Annotated in this window: 16 protein-coding genes; 6 read left to right on the top strand and 10 right to left on the bottom strand. The window is 61.4% G+C overall.

What is annotated here, in order from left to right:
• Positions 1–36: 36 nt before the first annotated feature.
• Complete coding sequence (locus tag JET14_RS14525; RefSeq protein WP_200334462.1) at positions 37–927, bottom strand: AraC family transcriptional regulator; 891 nt, start codon at positions 925–927, stop codon at positions 37–39.
• A gap of 129 nt (positions 928–1,056) precedes the next feature.
• On the opposite strand from JET14_RS14525, the gene JET14_RS14520 reads away from it, so the two are divergent.
• Positions 1,057–1,836 (top strand): SDR family NAD(P)-dependent oxidoreductase, encoded by a 780-nt coding sequence (locus JET14_RS14520; protein ID WP_200334461.1) that lies wholly within the window; start codon positions 1,057–1,059, stop codon positions 1,834–1,836.
• Positions 1,837–1,882: 46 nt separating this feature from the next.
• Here JET14_RS14520 and JET14_RS14515 read toward each other — a convergent pair whose 3' ends face one another.
• Positions 1,883–3,124, bottom strand: a complete 1,242-nt coding sequence (locus JET14_RS14515; RefSeq protein WP_200334460.1) for a hypothetical protein — start codon at positions 3,122–3,124, stop codon at positions 1,883–1,885.
• 205 nt (positions 3,125–3,329) lie between these two features.
• On the opposite strand from JET14_RS14515, the gene parC reads away from it, so the two are divergent.
• From parC to JET14_RS14500, 3 genes are all read left to right on the top strand, one after another.
• The gene (gene parC / locus JET14_RS14510; protein ID WP_200334459.1) at positions 3,330–5,609 is read left to right on the top strand and encodes a DNA topoisomerase IV subunit A; all 2,280 of its coding nucleotides are present in this window, start codon (positions 3,330–3,332) and stop codon (positions 5,607–5,609) included.
• 582 nt (positions 5,610–6,191) lie between these two features.
• A complete protein-coding gene (locus JET14_RS14505) occupies positions 6,192–6,539 on the top strand; it encodes a helix-turn-helix domain-containing protein (RefSeq protein ID WP_200334458.1) in 348 nt (115 codons plus the stop codon).
• Positions 6,511–7,290 (top strand): ImmA/IrrE family metallo-endopeptidase, encoded by a 780-nt coding sequence (locus JET14_RS14500; protein ID WP_200334457.1) that lies wholly within the window; start codon positions 6,511–6,513, stop codon positions 7,288–7,290. Before JET14_RS14505 ends, JET14_RS14500 begins: the two co-directional genes overlap by 29 nt.
• Before the next feature lie 76 nt (positions 7,291–7,366).
• Here the strand turns inward: JET14_RS14500 and JET14_RS14495 are convergent, their stop codons facing one another.
• Positions 7,367–7,768: a group III truncated hemoglobin gene (locus tag JET14_RS14495; RefSeq protein ID WP_200334456.1), complete on the bottom strand. Its 402-nt coding sequence runs from the start codon at positions 7,766–7,768 to the stop codon at positions 7,367–7,369.
• Between the two features lie 371 nt (positions 7,769–8,139).
• On the opposite strand from JET14_RS14495, the gene JET14_RS14490 reads away from it, so the two are divergent.
• Positions 8,140–8,742, top strand: coding sequence for a superoxide dismutase (locus JET14_RS14490; RefSeq protein ID WP_200334455.1), 603 nt, complete (start codon positions 8,140–8,142; stop codon positions 8,740–8,742).
• 115 nt (positions 8,743–8,857) lie between these two features.
• Positions 8,858–9,400: a flavin reductase family protein gene (locus JET14_RS14485; RefSeq protein ID WP_200334454.1), complete on the top strand. Its 543-nt coding sequence runs from the start codon at positions 8,858–8,860 to the stop codon at positions 9,398–9,400.
• Positions 9,401–9,403: 3 nt separating this feature from the next.
• Here the strand turns inward: JET14_RS14485 and JET14_RS14480 are convergent, their stop codons facing one another.
• The 7 genes from JET14_RS14480 to JET14_RS14450 all read right to left on the bottom strand — a co-directional run bounded on the left by JET14_RS14480 (position 9,404) and on the right by JET14_RS14450 (position 15,634).
• On the bottom strand, positions 9,404–9,724 hold the full coding sequence (locus tag JET14_RS14480) for a tetratricopeptide repeat protein (RefSeq protein WP_200334453.1): 321 nt from the start codon (positions 9,722–9,724) through the stop codon (positions 9,404–9,406).
• Between the two features lie 20 nt (positions 9,725–9,744).
• Positions 9,745–10,422, bottom strand: coding sequence for a helix-turn-helix transcriptional regulator (locus JET14_RS14475; RefSeq protein ID WP_246750323.1), 678 nt, complete (start codon positions 10,420–10,422; stop codon positions 9,745–9,747).
• 80 nt (positions 10,423–10,502) lie between these two features.
• Positions 10,503–11,903, bottom strand: a complete 1,401-nt coding sequence (locus JET14_RS14470; protein WP_200334451.1) for a sulfatase family protein — start codon at positions 11,901–11,903, stop codon at positions 10,503–10,505.
• A complete protein-coding gene (locus tag JET14_RS14465; RefSeq protein WP_200334449.1) occupies positions 11,882–12,844 on the bottom strand; it encodes a carbohydrate kinase family protein in 963 nt (320 codons plus the stop codon). Before JET14_RS14465 ends, JET14_RS14470 begins: the two co-directional genes overlap by 22 nt.
• 9 nt (positions 12,845–12,853) lie before the next feature.
• Positions 12,854–13,855, bottom strand: coding sequence for an ABC transporter ATP-binding protein (locus tag JET14_RS14460; RefSeq protein WP_200334448.1), 1,002 nt, complete (start codon positions 13,853–13,855; stop codon positions 12,854–12,856).
• A 4-nt stretch (positions 13,856–13,859) separates the two neighbouring features.
• On the bottom strand, positions 13,860–14,693 hold the full coding sequence (locus tag JET14_RS14455) for a carbohydrate ABC transporter permease (RefSeq protein WP_200334447.1): 834 nt from the start codon (positions 14,691–14,693) through the stop codon (positions 13,860–13,862).
• On the bottom strand, positions 14,690–15,634 hold the full coding sequence (locus tag JET14_RS14450) for a carbohydrate ABC transporter permease (RefSeq protein ID WP_200334446.1): 945 nt from the start codon (positions 15,632–15,634) through the stop codon (positions 14,690–14,692). Before JET14_RS14450 ends, JET14_RS14455 begins: the two co-directional genes overlap by 4 nt.
• Positions 15,635–15,702: the final 68 nt, after the last annotated feature.

Genomic DNA, 15,702 nt, shown 5'->3' with positions numbered 1-15,702 from the left:
ATCTCGACTGAGATTATGCGACGGCGGCCCGCGAAATCAGGCCGCCGTCTTTTTTTGTGCCTCGATGTCCCGGCGCGGCGGCGCGCCGAAGGCGCGTGCATATTCGCGGCTGAACTGGGACGCGCTCTCATAGCCGACAGCAAAGGCGGCCGCCTCGGCATTCTCGCCTTCGGAAAGCATCATGCGGCGTGCTTCCACAAGTCGCGTCTGTTTCTGGTATTGCAGCGGCGTCATGCCGGTGATCGCCTTGAACTGACGATGGAAGGCTGACGGGCTGAGCCGGGCAATCGTGGCCAGTTCCTCAACGCGGACCGGTTCCGCATACCGTTTTCTCAACACATGGATGGCCTCGATGACACCGCGCTTGTGGCCGGGGCCGAGCAGAATGCGGGCAATGTCGCCGCCGTTTGGCCCGCGCAGAAGCCGGTAGCAGATCTCCCGCATGATGCCGGGATAGAGGATGGCGGCTTCTTCCGGGTTTTCGGCAAGATCGAGCGCGCGTGAAACGCTTGCGGCCAGCGCCGGAGCGCAATCGATCACATGGGCAGCAACGGCCGAACCGCCGCTGGGCAGCGGTGGATCGTCCATATTCTCCAGAACGGCAAGCATTGCATCGGGATCAAGTTCGACAACGGCGGCGAGATAGGGTGCGTCCAGGCTTGCCGCGACGACCCGGCTGCTGCCGGGCATGGTTACAGAGGCAACCAGCGCCTGTCCCGCTCTGTAGTCATAGCGCCTGTTGCCGAACATCGTCCATTTTTCCCCCTGAAGCACAAAGCACAGCGCGGGTTTATGGATTGTGTGCGAGGCCTTGTTCGCCTCCGTGAACCGGAGCAGGCAGAACCCATCGATCCCGGTTTCGTAGACGCCGTCGCGCGTGTTTTCGCGTGTCAGACGCTCGGCTCGCTCTGCCAGTCGATCGGTCATTGGCGCATCTCCCGTGGTTTCATTCGAGATAGGGATTGTGCAGGAATAGGCAAGAAGCGCTGCCGATCCGACATTCGAATTTGTCCGCTCCGGCCGTACTTTCCGGGCTTCGAAAACAAGGAGCACATCATGACTTTTGAGATGACGGCGGAAGGGCAGCACCCGGTCGCGATTATCACCGGCGGCAGTCGCGGGCTTGGTCGCAGCACTGTATTGAGCCTTGCGGAGCAGGGCGTTTCCACGATCTTCACCTATCACTCGAACCGGGAGGAAGCGGAAAAGGTTGTCGCACTGGCAAACGCTTCGGGAAGCCAGGCCGTCGCGTTGCAGCTCGACACTTCGGCGCCTGCGGGCTTCGTGTCCTTCAAGGCCCAGGTCCAGGAGGCGCTCGCCGGATTGGGCGTCAGCCGCTTTGATTATCTGGTCAACAATGCCGGAACCGGATTGCACAAGACGATCGAGACCACAACGGAAGACGAGCTCGATGCCGTCTACAACATTCACTTCAAGGGCGTTTTCCTGCTGACCCAGGCGCTGTTGCCGTTAATGAATGATGGCGGGCGGATCGTGAACGTCTCTTCGGGCCTGACCCGTTTCTCCTTCGCCGGCAGCGCGGCCTACGCGGCGATGAAGGGTGCGGTGGAAGTGCTGACCCGCTATCTGGCGCGCGAACTCGGCGAACGCGGCATTGCCGCCAATACCGTCGCCCCCGGCGCGATCGCGACGGACTTTTCCGGCGGCATGGTTCGCGACAATCCGGAGGTCAACGCCATGGTCTCTGGCAATACGGCGCTTGGCCGGGCCGGCGAACCGGAGGATATCGGTCCGATGATCGCGGCCCTGCTTCAGCCGGCCAACCGCTGGGTCAACGGCCAGCGCATCGAGGTCTCGGGCGGCATGCTGCTTTGAGTGAAAAAAGCCCCGGCAGGTCTTCTGCCGGGGCTTGCAACAGGGCCTATTCGTTCGCCGTGACCTGAAGGTTCAGGAGCTTCGGGATCGATTGCGGCGCGGCGGCGCCCGCCATGACAACGGCGAGGATCGGCATCTGCATCTGCGGCTTGATGGAGACGGAGAAATTCTGCGGATCGGCGAAATAGGCGCCAACGGCGGTCGTCACCATATCCGCAAGACCCGGAACATTCATCTCCGAAAGGCTCCTGCCGAGATCGACTTCGATCTTGTCGGCCATTTCCTCGGCCGTCAGATCTTCCTTCTCCGCTGCATATTGCAGTGCCCGCGTGGTGATCGAATCATCGACGAAGCTGATGGCGAGTTCCGAAAGACCGATCTTCTGACCGAGCTCGAGGAGGTATTGCTGATAGGGGCTTTCGGCCTCGCCGTCTTCGGTGGCCTGCATGTCCTGCGGGTCGGCGGGCGCTTCCGCCGCGAGCCGTTGGAGGGTCTCGATGGTCTCGAGCGTCAGCCCGGTCATGGCAAATCGGATATTGAGCGCGCCGACATCCTCGACCGCGATCTCATAGGTGGAAAAATCGAGATCGCCGGACATCGTGTCCCAATCGCCGATGATGGTGACGTCGGCGTTCATCGTCATCAGGTCGAGCGCGGTCAGCGTCGCGCGCGCATCCTCATCCATGTCGTCAAGCCCGGCAAGATCGATCGCGATCCCGGACACATTGGCAAGGAAGCTCGCCTTGCTGTCATCCGCGCTGAAGGTCTGGTTGCCGGTGGCGTTTTCGATGGTGACGATCTGATGGCTTTCGCTTGTGAAGGTGATGTCGGATGCTTCCGTGGAGCCCGCATAGCTCCAGCCGGCGAAGGCCTCCAGATCGGGCGTCGCGGGGACCTTGATGTCGCCCTGGATCAGCGAGCCGATGGCGATCTCGAAGTCGTCGCCGGTAAAGGCCATGTCGAAAGCCGAAACCTTGTCGATCGTGTAGCCGCCGCTGCCGTCTTCCCTCACGCCTTCGAAATTCAGCGTCATCGGCGCGACCTGCTCCATCTCGCTGAACTCCTGCGCGCGCTCAGGGTCGGCGCTGTAGACCACGCCGGAGACCGTCAGGCCGCCGTCAGGGCCTTCCTCGACATCGTCATAGGTGAAAGTGACGCCGCCCTGCGCCTTCGAGGCGGCATTGAGCTTGGCGAGCATGTCCTCTCCATCGAGCGCGAAGGCGGGAACCGACATCGCTGCGAGGACGCTGCCGGCGAGAAGAAGGTGGCGGAAAGGCGCTTTGTGCATGGTGTCACTCCCGGGATTGGTTTGATTCTCGTTGACGTTATTCGGCATATAAGACTGAAATGCAATTGTGCCAGAAAAGATGTGGCCGCAGGCCATCGGCTCGCCCGGCGCAGGGGCGGGTTTTGTGGCCGGAGGCCCTTATTTTCAGGGGATTGGCCGCCTTCCCGCCTTGCGGGAGCCGGTTGCATCCTCTAACACAACCCCTATGGGAAACGAAATTCTTCCGCCGGATGACGGCGACAACCACATCGATGCCGTGGACCTGCGCAAGGCGCTGGAAGAACGCTATCTCGCCTATGCGCTGTCGACGATCATGCACCGCGCCCTGCCGGATGTGCGCGACGGGCTGAAGCCCGTGCACCGCCGCATCATCCACGGCATGAGCGAGATCGGGGTGCGCCCGGGGTCGGCTTACAAGAAGTGCGCCCGCATCGTCGGCGATGTCATGGGTAAGTTCCACCCCCATGGCGACGCCTCGATCTATGATGCGCTGGTGCGCCTGTCGCAGAGCTTTGCCCAGCGCTATCCGATGGTCGACGGCCAGGGCAATTTCGGCAATATCGACGGCGACAGTGCGGCGGCCATGCGCTACACCGAGGCGCGCATGACCGATGTGGCGGCGCTGATGCTGGAAGGCATCGGCGAGGATGCCGTCGACTTCCGCCCGACCTATAACGAGGAGGACGAGGAGCCGGTGGTGATGCCCGGCGCCTTCCCCAACCTGCTCGCCAACGGTTCCACCGGCATCGCCGTCGGCATGGCGACCTCCATTCCCCCGCACAACGCGCATGAACTGTGCGAGGCGGCGATCCACCTGATCAAGCATCCGGATGCGACCGTCGAAGACCTGCTGACGCTTCCGAACGCCGACGGGCCGAAGACGAACATGATCCAGGGACCGGATTTTCCGACCGGCGGCATCATCGTCGAGGATTTCGACTCCATGGTCGAAACCTACAGGACGGGGCGCGGCGGCTTCCGGGTGCGGGCGCGCTGGGAGAAGGAAGACCTCGGGCGCGGCAATTACCAGATCGTCGTTACCGAAATACCCTATGGCGTGCAGAAGTCGCGGCTGATCGAGAAGATCGCCGAACTCTTGATCGCCCGCCGCCTGCCGCTTCTGGAAGATATCCAGGATGAATCTGCCGAAGATATCCGCGTCGTGCTGGTGCCAAAATCGCGCGCCGTCGACCCCGCGCTGCTGATGGAATCGCTGTTCAAGCTCACCGATCTGGAGAGTCGCTTTTCCATGAACATGAACGTGCTCTCCCAAGGCAAGGTGCCGAAGGTGATGGGCCTCGTCGATGTTCTCACCGAATGGCTCGGCCACCGCCGCGCGGTGCTGCAGCGCCGCTCGCGCCACCGGCTTGCGGCGATCGACCGTCGGCTGGAAATCCTCGGCGGCCTTCTGGTCGCCTATCTGAACCTCGACGAGGTGATCCGCATCATCCGCGAGGAGGACGAGCCGAAACAGGTGATGATCGAACGTTTCGAGATCACCGACGTGCAGGCGGAAGCCATCCTCAACATGCGGCTGCGCGCGCTCCGCAAGCTCGAGGAAATCGAGATCCGCAAGGAATTCGACGCGCTGACGGCGGAAAAGGCCGATATCGAGGCGCTGCTCGCCTCCGAGGACAAGCAGTGGCAGACGGTCGCCTGGGAGATCGGCGAGGTGAAGAAGACCTTCGCCAAGGCCACCGAGCTCGGCCGCCGCCGCTCCACCTTCGACGATGCGCCGGAGACCGATGTCGAGGCGATCCAGCAGGCGATGATCGAGAAGGAGCCGGTCACCATCGTCATCTCGGAAAAGGGATGGGTCAGGGCGCTGAAGGGCCATGTCGATGCCTCCGGCCTGTCGTTCAAGGATGGCGACAGCCTGAAGCTTGCCTTCCCGGCGCAGACCACCGACAAGCTTTTGATCGTCACCACCGGCGGCAAGGCCTTCACCCTTGGCGCCGACAAGCTGCCGGGCGGGCGCGGCCATGGCGAGCCGCTGCGCATCATGGTCGATATCGATGCCGACCAGGACGTCGTCACCGCCTTCGTGCACGAGCCCGGCCGCAAGATGCTGATCGCGTCGACCGCCGGCAACGGTTTCGTCATCGACGAAGACCAGATGGTTGCCAACACCCGCAAGGGCAAGCAGGTGATGAATGTGACGATGCCCGTGGAGGTGAAGCTGCTGACGCCGGCGACCGGAGACCATGTCGCCGTCATCGGCGAGAACCGCAAGCTCCTCGTCTTCCCGCTGTCGCAGATCGCCGAGATGGCGCGCGGCAAGGGCGTGCGCCTGCAGCGCTACAAGGATGGCGGCCTGTCGGATGCCAAATGTTTCGCGCTCGAAGACGGCCTCACCTGGACCGACAGCGCCGGGCGCACCCACACCCGCAGCGTCGACGAACTGATGGAATGGCGCGGCGACCGCGCCACCGCCGGAAGGATCGCGCCCAAAGGCTTTCCGCGGAACGGGACGTTTCGGGGGTAGAAGCCAGACATAAGCATCGCATGTGACGGCAAGCTCGCTAGTAATATCGAGCTTGCCGTATCACTCTCATTTTTCGCGTCTCACACCCTTAAAGGGCGTCCCGTCCTTTTTCCCGTCCATAAAGCGTCCGGTATCTGAGTTGCGCTTCGTCCAGGTGTCTGTTCGAGGGTTAAACACTTGTGAACGGTCTTTTACAGCGCCATTTCGGTGGCCATCACCCTTGGGAGGATTCGTCGCCATATTCGTGCCCTTTCAGCTGGTATGACATGAGGGCGAGCAGAATGCGCACCCATTCGACTGCGGGTAGTATGTTTTCGCTTCGCGAACGGCAGAGGTACACGAAGCGTGTTCTCCGAGAAATACGCGGTTCTCGGAGTGAGGAAGATAGCTGCAGTCGCTACGGTGAACCTCGTGGTCACCGTTGGACTGGGCGTTTTTGTTAACGTAGTATCGTGACATGGTATTTCCTGTCTTCGGTTCAGTTTGCTATATAGCAGCGGGATGCGTTGGTATCACAACTGCGATACTAGAATTAGTATAGCAGTTGTGATACTGTCAAATGGAAAATTAGGTTTTTCGGACATGTCTGTGGAATTTGGGGAAAAGCTGCGCCGCCGGCGGCAGCAATTAGGCCTTACGCTCGATGAGCTCGCAGAAAAGGTGGGTTCGCGTAAAGCGTATATTTGGCAACTGGAGAACAAAAAACCGGCCAAACCTTCGGGCGAGCTCCTTCTTAAGCTCGCAAATGTTCTTGATATTTCCGCAGAGTACCTAATAGATGACTCTTCACCTGAGCCAAACGACCGTCAGGTACGAATAGCATTGGCAAGAGGAGCAATAAATCGCGGTCTTTCTCAGCGTGATCTAGACAAGCTTTTCGGCATTTCGGACACAGAGAACGATGGTGAAACTCCTAAAGGAAGCCAATAGGATAATAACTTTATGGAGAGAATATGGGCCAGACAGCAAGAGGATTGATTTAAATATTATATTTCGAGAAATCGTCCTACCTTCTTCGGACGGTGACAGATGCGCTGTAAAGTTGGATGAATTTGATTCCTTTGAGGGGATGATGCTGAGGCCAAATGACGAATCCTTTTGGATTATTGCAGTAAATAGTCGAGTTCTATACAGACCGCGAAGGAATTTTACATTTGCGCACGAGATTGGACATTTTATTGGTCATAGGAAGTTAAGAAGGTCATTTAGATGCTCGACAGAAAATATAAATGATTTTCAGTCCGACGACTTAGAGCGGGAAGCTAATGCTTTTGCTGCACATGTTCTTATGCCTCCGGATATCGTGCGTGATTTTGACGAGAGACACCTTTTTTCCTACGAGGCTATCTGTGAATTGTCCGAGTTGCTTTTTGTCTCAAAAGAGGCAGCTGCATATCGGTGGGTCGCGCTAAGCCGAAGACGGATTGGATATGTCGTCAGCCGCGACGGATTTGTTACTAAGGGACGCGCAAGTGATGCTCTCTTCAGAGATGGTTTGTTTTTTCGTTCTGGGGACGAACTGCCCTCTGAAAGTATGGCTTTGAAAGTGAAATCTGGAGGGGAAATACTGTCTTCTGAAGTGAACCCCGGAGTATGGCATAGGACCGAAGGATGCAAAGAAGATAGTTATGCAGCATTTCACGGTGGTTATATTTATACATTTTTAGATTTTGATGAATGATAATTGTTTTTGTACTTTTCTGAACGATTTATTTTTTGATGGATAACTCGTGTTGCCTTCTGTACAGAGCTTGCCGCTATAGTCCCCCCAACCCCACCAAATCCTCGCCCCTTTGCATCGCGATATTGATCCGCATCGCATTGGCAATCTTCGTGGCCCGCTCCTTGAATAGCGCGGCGGTTTCGGGGTGGCATTCCTCCTTCGCCGTCTCGCCGAAAAGGGTCAGCCAGCGCCGGAAATGGTCGTCCGAGATCTCCGGGATGGCGAGGTGTTTGGGCATTGGCCGGCCCTGGTAACGGCCGGTCTTCAGGAAGACCGAGCTCCAAAAATCGGTGATCGTCGCGATATGCGCGGCCCAGTGTTCGTCCGGCACCACGCGTCTGAAGACCGGGCCGAGGAGCGCGTCCTTGCGGGCCTTCGCGTAGAATTCGGTCACGACCATGCGGATCACCGCTTCGGTGATGGGTGTTTGCTGCATTGGTTTTTCTTGCGCGTTTCGTTTTGGCCTTCGGCGGCATCCGGCTGTTCGCTTTCTATGTCCTGACGGCGGCGAGGCGCTGGCGTCGCGGTCATCGATCTCCCCCCTTGAGGGGGAGATGCCCGACAGGGCAGAGGGGGGTGAGACTTTTCCCAAAGCACGGAATTGGCGGCCAATGCCCGATACCCCTCTTTGTCGCGTTCGCGACATCTCCCCCTCAAGGGGGGAGATTGTTTTGTCGCGGGCGTCTTCGGCGCGCCTCCCTTCAATTTTCCAAGTCATCGCTTGACATATTTGCGGCGATGATTTTCAAAGGCATTGCTTGTTAAATAAACCGGCGCGCTTTGGCGCGCAATCACGGGAGAAACAAAATGGCTTTTGAACTGCCCGCTCTGCCTTATGCCCATTCCGCCCTTGCCGACCGCGGCATGGGGCAGGAGACGCTGGAACTGCATCACGGCAAGCACCACCAGACCTATGTGACGACGCTCAACGGCTTCGTCGAGAAGAATGCCGATCTTCAGGGCAAGTCGCTGGAAGAGATCATTGCCTTTTCCAAGGACAAGGCCGATCTCGCCCCGGTCTTCAACAATGCCGGCCAGCACTGGAACCACCTGCATTTCTGGAACGCGCTTTCGCCCAATGGCGGCGGCATCCCCGGTCGTCTGGAAGCCAAGATTATGGAAGATTTCGGCTCCGTCGATGCCTTCAAGGACGCCTTCAAGGCGGCCGCCGTCGGCCAGTTCGGCTCCGGCTGGGCCTGGCTGGTGCTGGGCGAAGACGGCAAGTTGAAGACAGCGAAGACCCCGAACGGCTCCAATCCGCTCGCAACCGGCGAGGGCAAGGTCCTGCTCGGCCTCGATGTGTGGGAGCATTCCTACTATCTCGATTTCCGCAACCGCCGCCCCGACTATGTCGGCAACTTCCTCGATCATCTCGCCAATTACGAATTCGCCGAAGCCAATCTCGGCTGATGAAAGGACGGGTGCCGCGCCTTTGTTGAACAGGCGCGGCGTTCGCTGATCCGATGACCTATGCTTTTACCCAAGACTGCGGCGGCCTCTTCTTCGAAAAAACGGGAGAGGGAGCATGACGGTCGATGCCTTTGCCGCAAATGGCACGCGTCCGATGCCGCTTGGAAAACCGGCCCGCCCGCCGATCGACAAACAGGACTTCCGCGATGCGATGGCCTCGCTTGCCGCAACCGTCTGCATCGTGGGGGCGGCCACTGAGGGGGGGCGCTCCGGCCGCACCGCGACCGCCGTCTTCTCCCTCAGCGGCGCGCCGCCCTCCATTCTCGTGTCGATCGACGCAGGCGCGCATCTGGCGGGGTTGATTGCGGAAAAGGGCGCGTTCTCGCTTGCCATGCTTGCGGCGACGCAATGGACCGTGGCGGACGCCTTTGCCGGTCGCATCGCGCCCGCCCACCGCTTCAAATGCGGGACATGGACGGCGTGGCCCTCCGGCAATCCGAAGCTTGCGGGCGCGATGACGGCGCTCGACTGCGATGTGATCGGCCGGATCGATACCGGCACGCATGTGCTCTTCGCCGGCTCGATCGCCGAAATCGCGCGGGAGGAGGGGGCGTCCCCGCTGATCTGGCACGGTCGCGGCTATCGGGGGCTCGGCTGAACGTCAGCCCTTGTTCAGCTTGCGGTGCAGCACCTGCATCTGCCGGGCGGCCTGCAGGTCGCCCTTGCGGGTGGCGACGTCGGCGCCCTTCCCGAAGGTCTCGATGGCGCGGGCCTTTTCGCCGTTGCGCTGGTAGGCCTTGCCGAGCGCCGAATAGGCGGCGGAATAATCGGGGTCGAGTTCAAGCGCGCGGGTCAGGTGCGCGATCGCCTCGTCAAGCCGGTCTTCGCCGGCCAGAATGCGGCCGAGCGTCAGCCGGCAGAGCGCGTTGTCCTTGCCCTCGGTCACCTGTTTTTCCAGCGCCTCGCGAATTCCGGCAGGCATGCAGCTTTCCTTTCCCATTTCTATCGCGTCTCGCTGACGACATAGGTGCAGCGCCGGCTGCCCTTGACGATGTGTTCGTCGCGGCGAATGTCGACGGAGGGGCCGAGAAGCTGGCGGAAGATCGCGAGTTCCGAGCGGCAGAACCCCTGGCAGGCGGTGGCGGCAGCGCAGATCGGGCAGTGATGCTCGACAAAACGGCGCGTGCCGTCCTCCGCCGCGTACCAGTCCGCCATATAGCCCTCGGCAGAGCGCAGCCGGGTCAGCACGGCGAGCTTTTCATCCAGGCTGTCGCAGCCGTCCATCGCGGTCCTGTAAAGGCCGCCGGTGCGCCGTTCGCGCGCGGCAATCACCGTCTCGAGCGCGGCTTCGCCAAGCTCGGCGCGAATGCTCTCCAGAAGCTCCACCGTCAGCGTCGCATGGGTATCGGGAAAATGCGCCTCGCCGGCTGCCGTCAGGCTCCACACCTGGCGCGGGCGGCCGACGCCGGAACGCTGGCTTTCGGGCTCAACGAGCCCCGTTTCTGCAAGCCGGGCCAGTTGCTGGCGCGCGGCTTCGCCCGTGGTTCCGAGGCGCTTTCCGAGTTCGGCCGCCGTCAGCCCGCCATGCATTTTCAGCTGCATGAGAATGCGGTCGCCGGCGCTGCGGGTCGTATACCCGGCGCTCGGAGTGCTGTTCTGGGGATTGGTGTCGCGTGCCATGCTTCATCGGGTCTTGAGTGTCACCCGACCCGTATAGCGGCCCCACCTTTTCAAAGCAATGGCTTTGTAAATCGGATCGGCTAGCGAGAGCCCGGATTGTCCGGGTCGAAGTCGAACCGGTCGGGCATGGCCATGCCGGCCTCAAGATGTTTCTCGATGGCCCGGAGCGACACGCCGTCGCGGTAGAGCCACGGGTCGCCGGTCTCGCGCTGCCAGGCTTCCGTTGCGGCCCGCATCTCAAGCAGGCGGTCGCGATGAGCCGGGTCGCCGGCCAGATTGTTGACCTCGTGCGGATCTGCCTCCAGGTCGTAGAGCTCCTCCGGCGGACGGCGGACATAGTCTTTCACCGAGCGACCACCGATCATTGCCGGGTCCTGATTGCGGATGCCCTCCCAGGTCAGCGAGCCGTAAAGATCGCCGGAAAAGGGAAAATCGAGCTGCCAGGCGACATTGCGGTGGTATTTGTAGCGGGTGGTGCGCATGAAGCGCGTCGGCCAGTAATTCGTCACCTCGTGGAAGGTATGCGAGCCGAATACGGCTTGCCAGTCGTCCTCAAGCGTCCCGGCCTCCAGGATCGGCAGCAGCGAGCGCCCCTTGCGCTGCCCGGGCGGTGGCGCGTGGCCCGCCCAGTCGAGAAAGGTCGGCAGGATATCGGTGAAGGAGACCAGATTGGGATTGGCGATGCCCGCACGGCCGCCGGGCATCCGCATGATCAGCGGCAGGTGCACGCCGGCATCGTAGAGCGTGGTCTTGGAGTTTAGGAAGGGCGAGCCATTGTCTGAGAGGAAGACGACGAGCGTCTCATCGGCAAGGCCGGAGCGCTCCAGTTCATCCAGCACCATGCCGACCCCCTGGTCGAGGCGGTAGATCGAACGGTAATAGTCGGCAAGCTCCTGGCGCACTTCCGGCAGGTCAGTCAGGAAGGGCGGCACGGTGACGTCTTCCGGTGCGAAGATGCGATCCTCGACGCCCGGATAGGCGCGGTCATTGCCGAAGCCGCCGCGGGTTTCATCCCGGTGCGGATCGATGAAGCCGATGGTGAGGAAGAAGGACTTTTGCTCAGCCTTGGCGCTGTCGAAAAAGGCGGCCGCGCGGTCTGCCGCCCAACGCACGTCGCGTTCCCAGCTCTCCGCGCGCACCTGCCAGGGATAGACCGCATCCGGACCGACATGAACCTTGCCGATGATCCCGGTCTTCATGCCGGCTGCGTTCATAAGCGCCGGCGCGGTGTCCACATGATCGAAGGTCATGAAATGGTGGTGGTCGTGGTTGAGGCCGTATTGCCCGGTCTCATGGGTGTGGAGCCCCGTATAGATCACCGAGCGGCTGGCGGAACACGAGGCGGTCGAGGTGAAGGCCATGTCGAAGCGCGTGCCGGTTTCGGCAAGCCGGTCGATATTGGGCGTCGCGATCGCCGTCTCGCCGTAGCAACCCGTCATCCGGCCGAGGTCGTCGGCGATCAGGAGGAGGATATTGCGCATGAGACATCGCTCCGTTCGATCGCAGAGCTGCTGCGGGGAAATTCGCTGATCACGGCGGAGGCGACATCGATGCCGCGCCTCAGCGCCGCGCGCTCGGAGGCACCTTCCGCGACGGCGCTGAGATACCCCGCGTTGAAGGCGTCGCCCGCGCCGACCGTGTCAATGACATCAAGGGGGCGGGCTTGTTCGATGATATAGTTGCGGCGCCGGTAGCAGACAGCGCCCTCGGGGCCGCGCTTGACCACCAGCGCGGCATCGGGGCGCATATGCGGCGCGAGCGCGCGGCAGGCGGCATGGACGGCGTTTTCGCCGGAAAGGCCGAGCGCTTCCTTGTCGTTCAGCAGGATATGGTCGGCAAGGCCGATCCATGCGCGGGCACTGGCGATGGCGGCATCGGTCCAGCCGTCGCCCGGCCAGCCGGGGTCGATGGCGATCGTTGCGCCGCGTGCCCTCAGCCGCTGCAGGAAGGCCGTGTGCTCCGCCATCAGGCCGGGCAGGGCGAAGCCGCCGGAGACCAGCGCGATCGCGCCTGCAAGCGGCCAGTCTTCCAGGGCGGCGGAGAAGAAGGCGGCATCGAGCCCGTCGAGATGACCGTTGGTGGAAAAGAAACTGCGCTCGCCGCCTTTCTGCAAGATGCCGACGGACATCGATGTCGGGCCGGGCCGGGTCGCGATCCTGTCCAGCGCGCCGGCAAACTGGCGGGTGATCATCGCGCCCGCCGCATCGCTGCCGGTCGCCGAGACGAGGCCGACGGGGTGGCGGAGCCGCTGCAGCACGAGCGCGGTATTGGCCGCCGAGCCGCCGATGCGGAAATCGGACTTGTCCAGAAACACCTCCGTTCCCCATTCCGGCCAATCGGCGACGCTGCCGGTGACGAGGTCGAGATTGGCATTGCCGATGACGCAGATCGGGCGCGGCGGTTCGGATGGTCTGCTGTTCATGCCGGTCTCCTAGATCGCCGCGCCGGCAGCGTCGAAGCGGTGAAGCGCCGTCTCATCCGGCGTCACGAAGACCGTCTCGCCGGCTTCGAAATCCTGCGCGCCCGGCGCGCGGACATTCAGCATGCCGGCATTCTCGGTTTCGACATGGATATAGGTATCGCTTCCAAGTTCCTCTGAAAGCAGCACTTTCCCGGACCAGCGCCCATCTTCTCGCGAAATCGCGAGATGTTCCGGGCGGATGCCGCAGGCCGCCGCGCCGAACCCGTCAGCAATCTCGCCCTCGATCACATTCATGCGCGGCGAGCCGATGAATTCGGCGACGAAGCGGCTGGCGGGTTTCATGTAGAGCTCCATCGGCGTGCCGACCTGCTCAACCCGTCCGGCGTTCAGCACCACGATGCGGTCGGCAAGGGTCATCGCCTCGACCTGGTCATGGGTCACATAGATCATGGTGACGCCCTTCATGCGCTTGTGGAGTGCGGCGATCTCGATCCGGGTATCGACCCGGAGTGCCGCGTCGAGGTTCGACAGCGGCTCGTCGAAGAGGAAGATGCGCGGCTGGCGGGTGATCGCCCGGCCGATGGCGACGCGCTGGCGCTGGCCGCCGGAAAGCTGGCGCGGCTTGCGGTCGAGAAAGGGCGTGATCTGCAGCATCTCGGCCGCCTCGCGGATGCGCTTGTCGGCCTCGGCCTTGTTGAGCCTGGCCTGTTCCAGACCGAAGGCCATGTTCTCGTAGACCGTCATGTGCGGATAAAGCGCGTAGGACTGGAACACCATGGAGATGCCGCGCTTGGCCGGCAGCACGTTGTTCACGCGCTCGCCGTCGATCATCAGATCGCCGCCGGAGATATCCTCAAGCCCGGCGATCAGGCGCAGCAGCGTGGACTTGCCGCAGCCGGACGGGCCGACGAAGACGATGAACTCGCCCTTTTCGAGGGTGAGATCGATATCCTTCAGCACTTCGACATGGCCGAAGGACTTGCAGATCTTGTTAAGTTCGATGGAGGCCATGAGACTATCCTTTCACGGCGCCGGCGGTCAGGCCGGAAACGATTTTGCGCTGGAAGACGAGGACGAGCGCGATCAGCGGCACGGTGACGATCACGGACGCCGCCATGATATTGCCCCACGGCACCTCGAACTCGGAAAGGCCTGAGATCATCGCGATCGCCACCGGCACGGTGCGCTGGCTGTCGGTGGAGAGGAAGGTGAGGGCGAACAGGAACTCGTTCCAGGCATGGATGAAGGCGAGCAACCCGGTCGTCACCATTGCCGGCCACATCAGCGGGAGGAAGATGCGGCGGATGATGGTGAAGGACGATGCCCCGTCCATGATCGCGGCCTCCTCGATCTCGATCGGCATGTCGCGCATGAAGGTGGTCAGCACCCAGACCGTGAAGGGCAGGGTGAAGATCATGTAGGAAAACACCAGCGACCAGAGCGAGTTGAACAGGCCGAAGGCGCGGATCAGCTCGAACAGGCCGGAGAGCACGGCGATCTGCGGAAACATCGACACCGAGAGAATGGTGAAGAGCAGCATGCCGCGTCCCCTGAACCGGATGCGGCTCAAGGCAAAGGCCGCGGTGACGCCGAGGAACAGCGAGAAGATCACGACCACGGTGGCGACGAACACAGAATTGAAGATCTGGTGGCCGAATACGCCGTCGGTCAGCATGTGTTCGTAGTTGGCGAAGGTCAGCGCCTTCGGCAGATAGTTCACCTCAAACAGCGCCTGACCGTTTTCCAGCGACGTCAGGATGGCGTAGTAGAAGGGAAACAGGGCCTGGGCGAGGATAAGCAGAACCAGGGCATAGAAGGCGAGGCGTTTGATCGGTGCGGGGACGGTCATCTGTCGCCTCCAAGGTTCATGCGGGTGGCGCGGATGAAGCCGATCGTCAGAAGCGCGATGATCAGGAACAGCAGCGTGGAGGCCGCCGAGCCATAGGCAAAGCGATCGAAATCGAACAGGTTCTCGCGCGCGAAAACCGACATGGTGGCCGTATTGGCGTTGTTGGGGGTCAGCACATAGACGATGTCAAAGACGCGCAGCGCATCGAGCGCGCGGAACACGATCGCCACCAGCACCGCCGGCATGATCAGCGGCAAGGTGACCTTTCGGAACACGCGGACGGGATGAATGCCGTCGAGCTTTGCCGCCTCATACATGTCCTTCGGCACCATCTGCAGGCCGGCAAGGATCAGGAGCGCCATGAAGGGCGTGGTCTTCCAGATGTCGACGATCAAAACGGCAAGCATCGCGGTATCGGGATCGGCGGTCCAGGCGACGGGCTCCGAGATGATATGCAGCTTCATCAGCATGTCGTTCAGGATCCCGAACTGGTCATGCATCATCCAGGCCCACATCTTGGCCGAGACGATGGTGGGGATCGCCCAGGGGATGAGGACGGCGGCGCGCACCAGCGAGCGGCCAAAGAACTGGGTGTTGAGCACGAGCGCGATGATCATGCCGAAAATGGTTTCGAACAGCACCGAGAAGAAGGTGAAACGCAGCGTGTTCCAGACGGCCCGCCACCAGTCCGGATCGGCCAGAAGTCCGTAATATTCGCCTTCGCCGCCGCCATAATCGAGATATTCGAGATAGTTGCGAAAGCCGACCCATTGCGCCTGGCCGGGAAAATCGATCGATGCGTCGGTGAAGCCGAAATAGATCGTCTTGACCAGCGGATAGACCGCGACCACGGCAAGCACCGCGAGCATCGGCGCCAGGAAGACCCAGGCGGACATCACCCGCTGTTGTGACAGGGTCGATTTTTCGACCGGTTCTGCCATGTTCCGTTCCCTTCTTGTCATTGGTTGAGACGGCGCCGCGCGGTCGTTTGCCGCGCGGCGCCGGCCGA

Source organism: Martelella lutilitoris (assembly GCF_016598595.1).
Taxonomy (GTDB): domain Bacteria; phylum Pseudomonadota; class Alphaproteobacteria; order Rhizobiales; family Rhizobiaceae; genus Martelella; species Martelella lutilitoris_A.
Note: the sequence above shows the minus strand (reverse complement) of the source record. Positions and strands in the feature narration are given on the sequence as shown.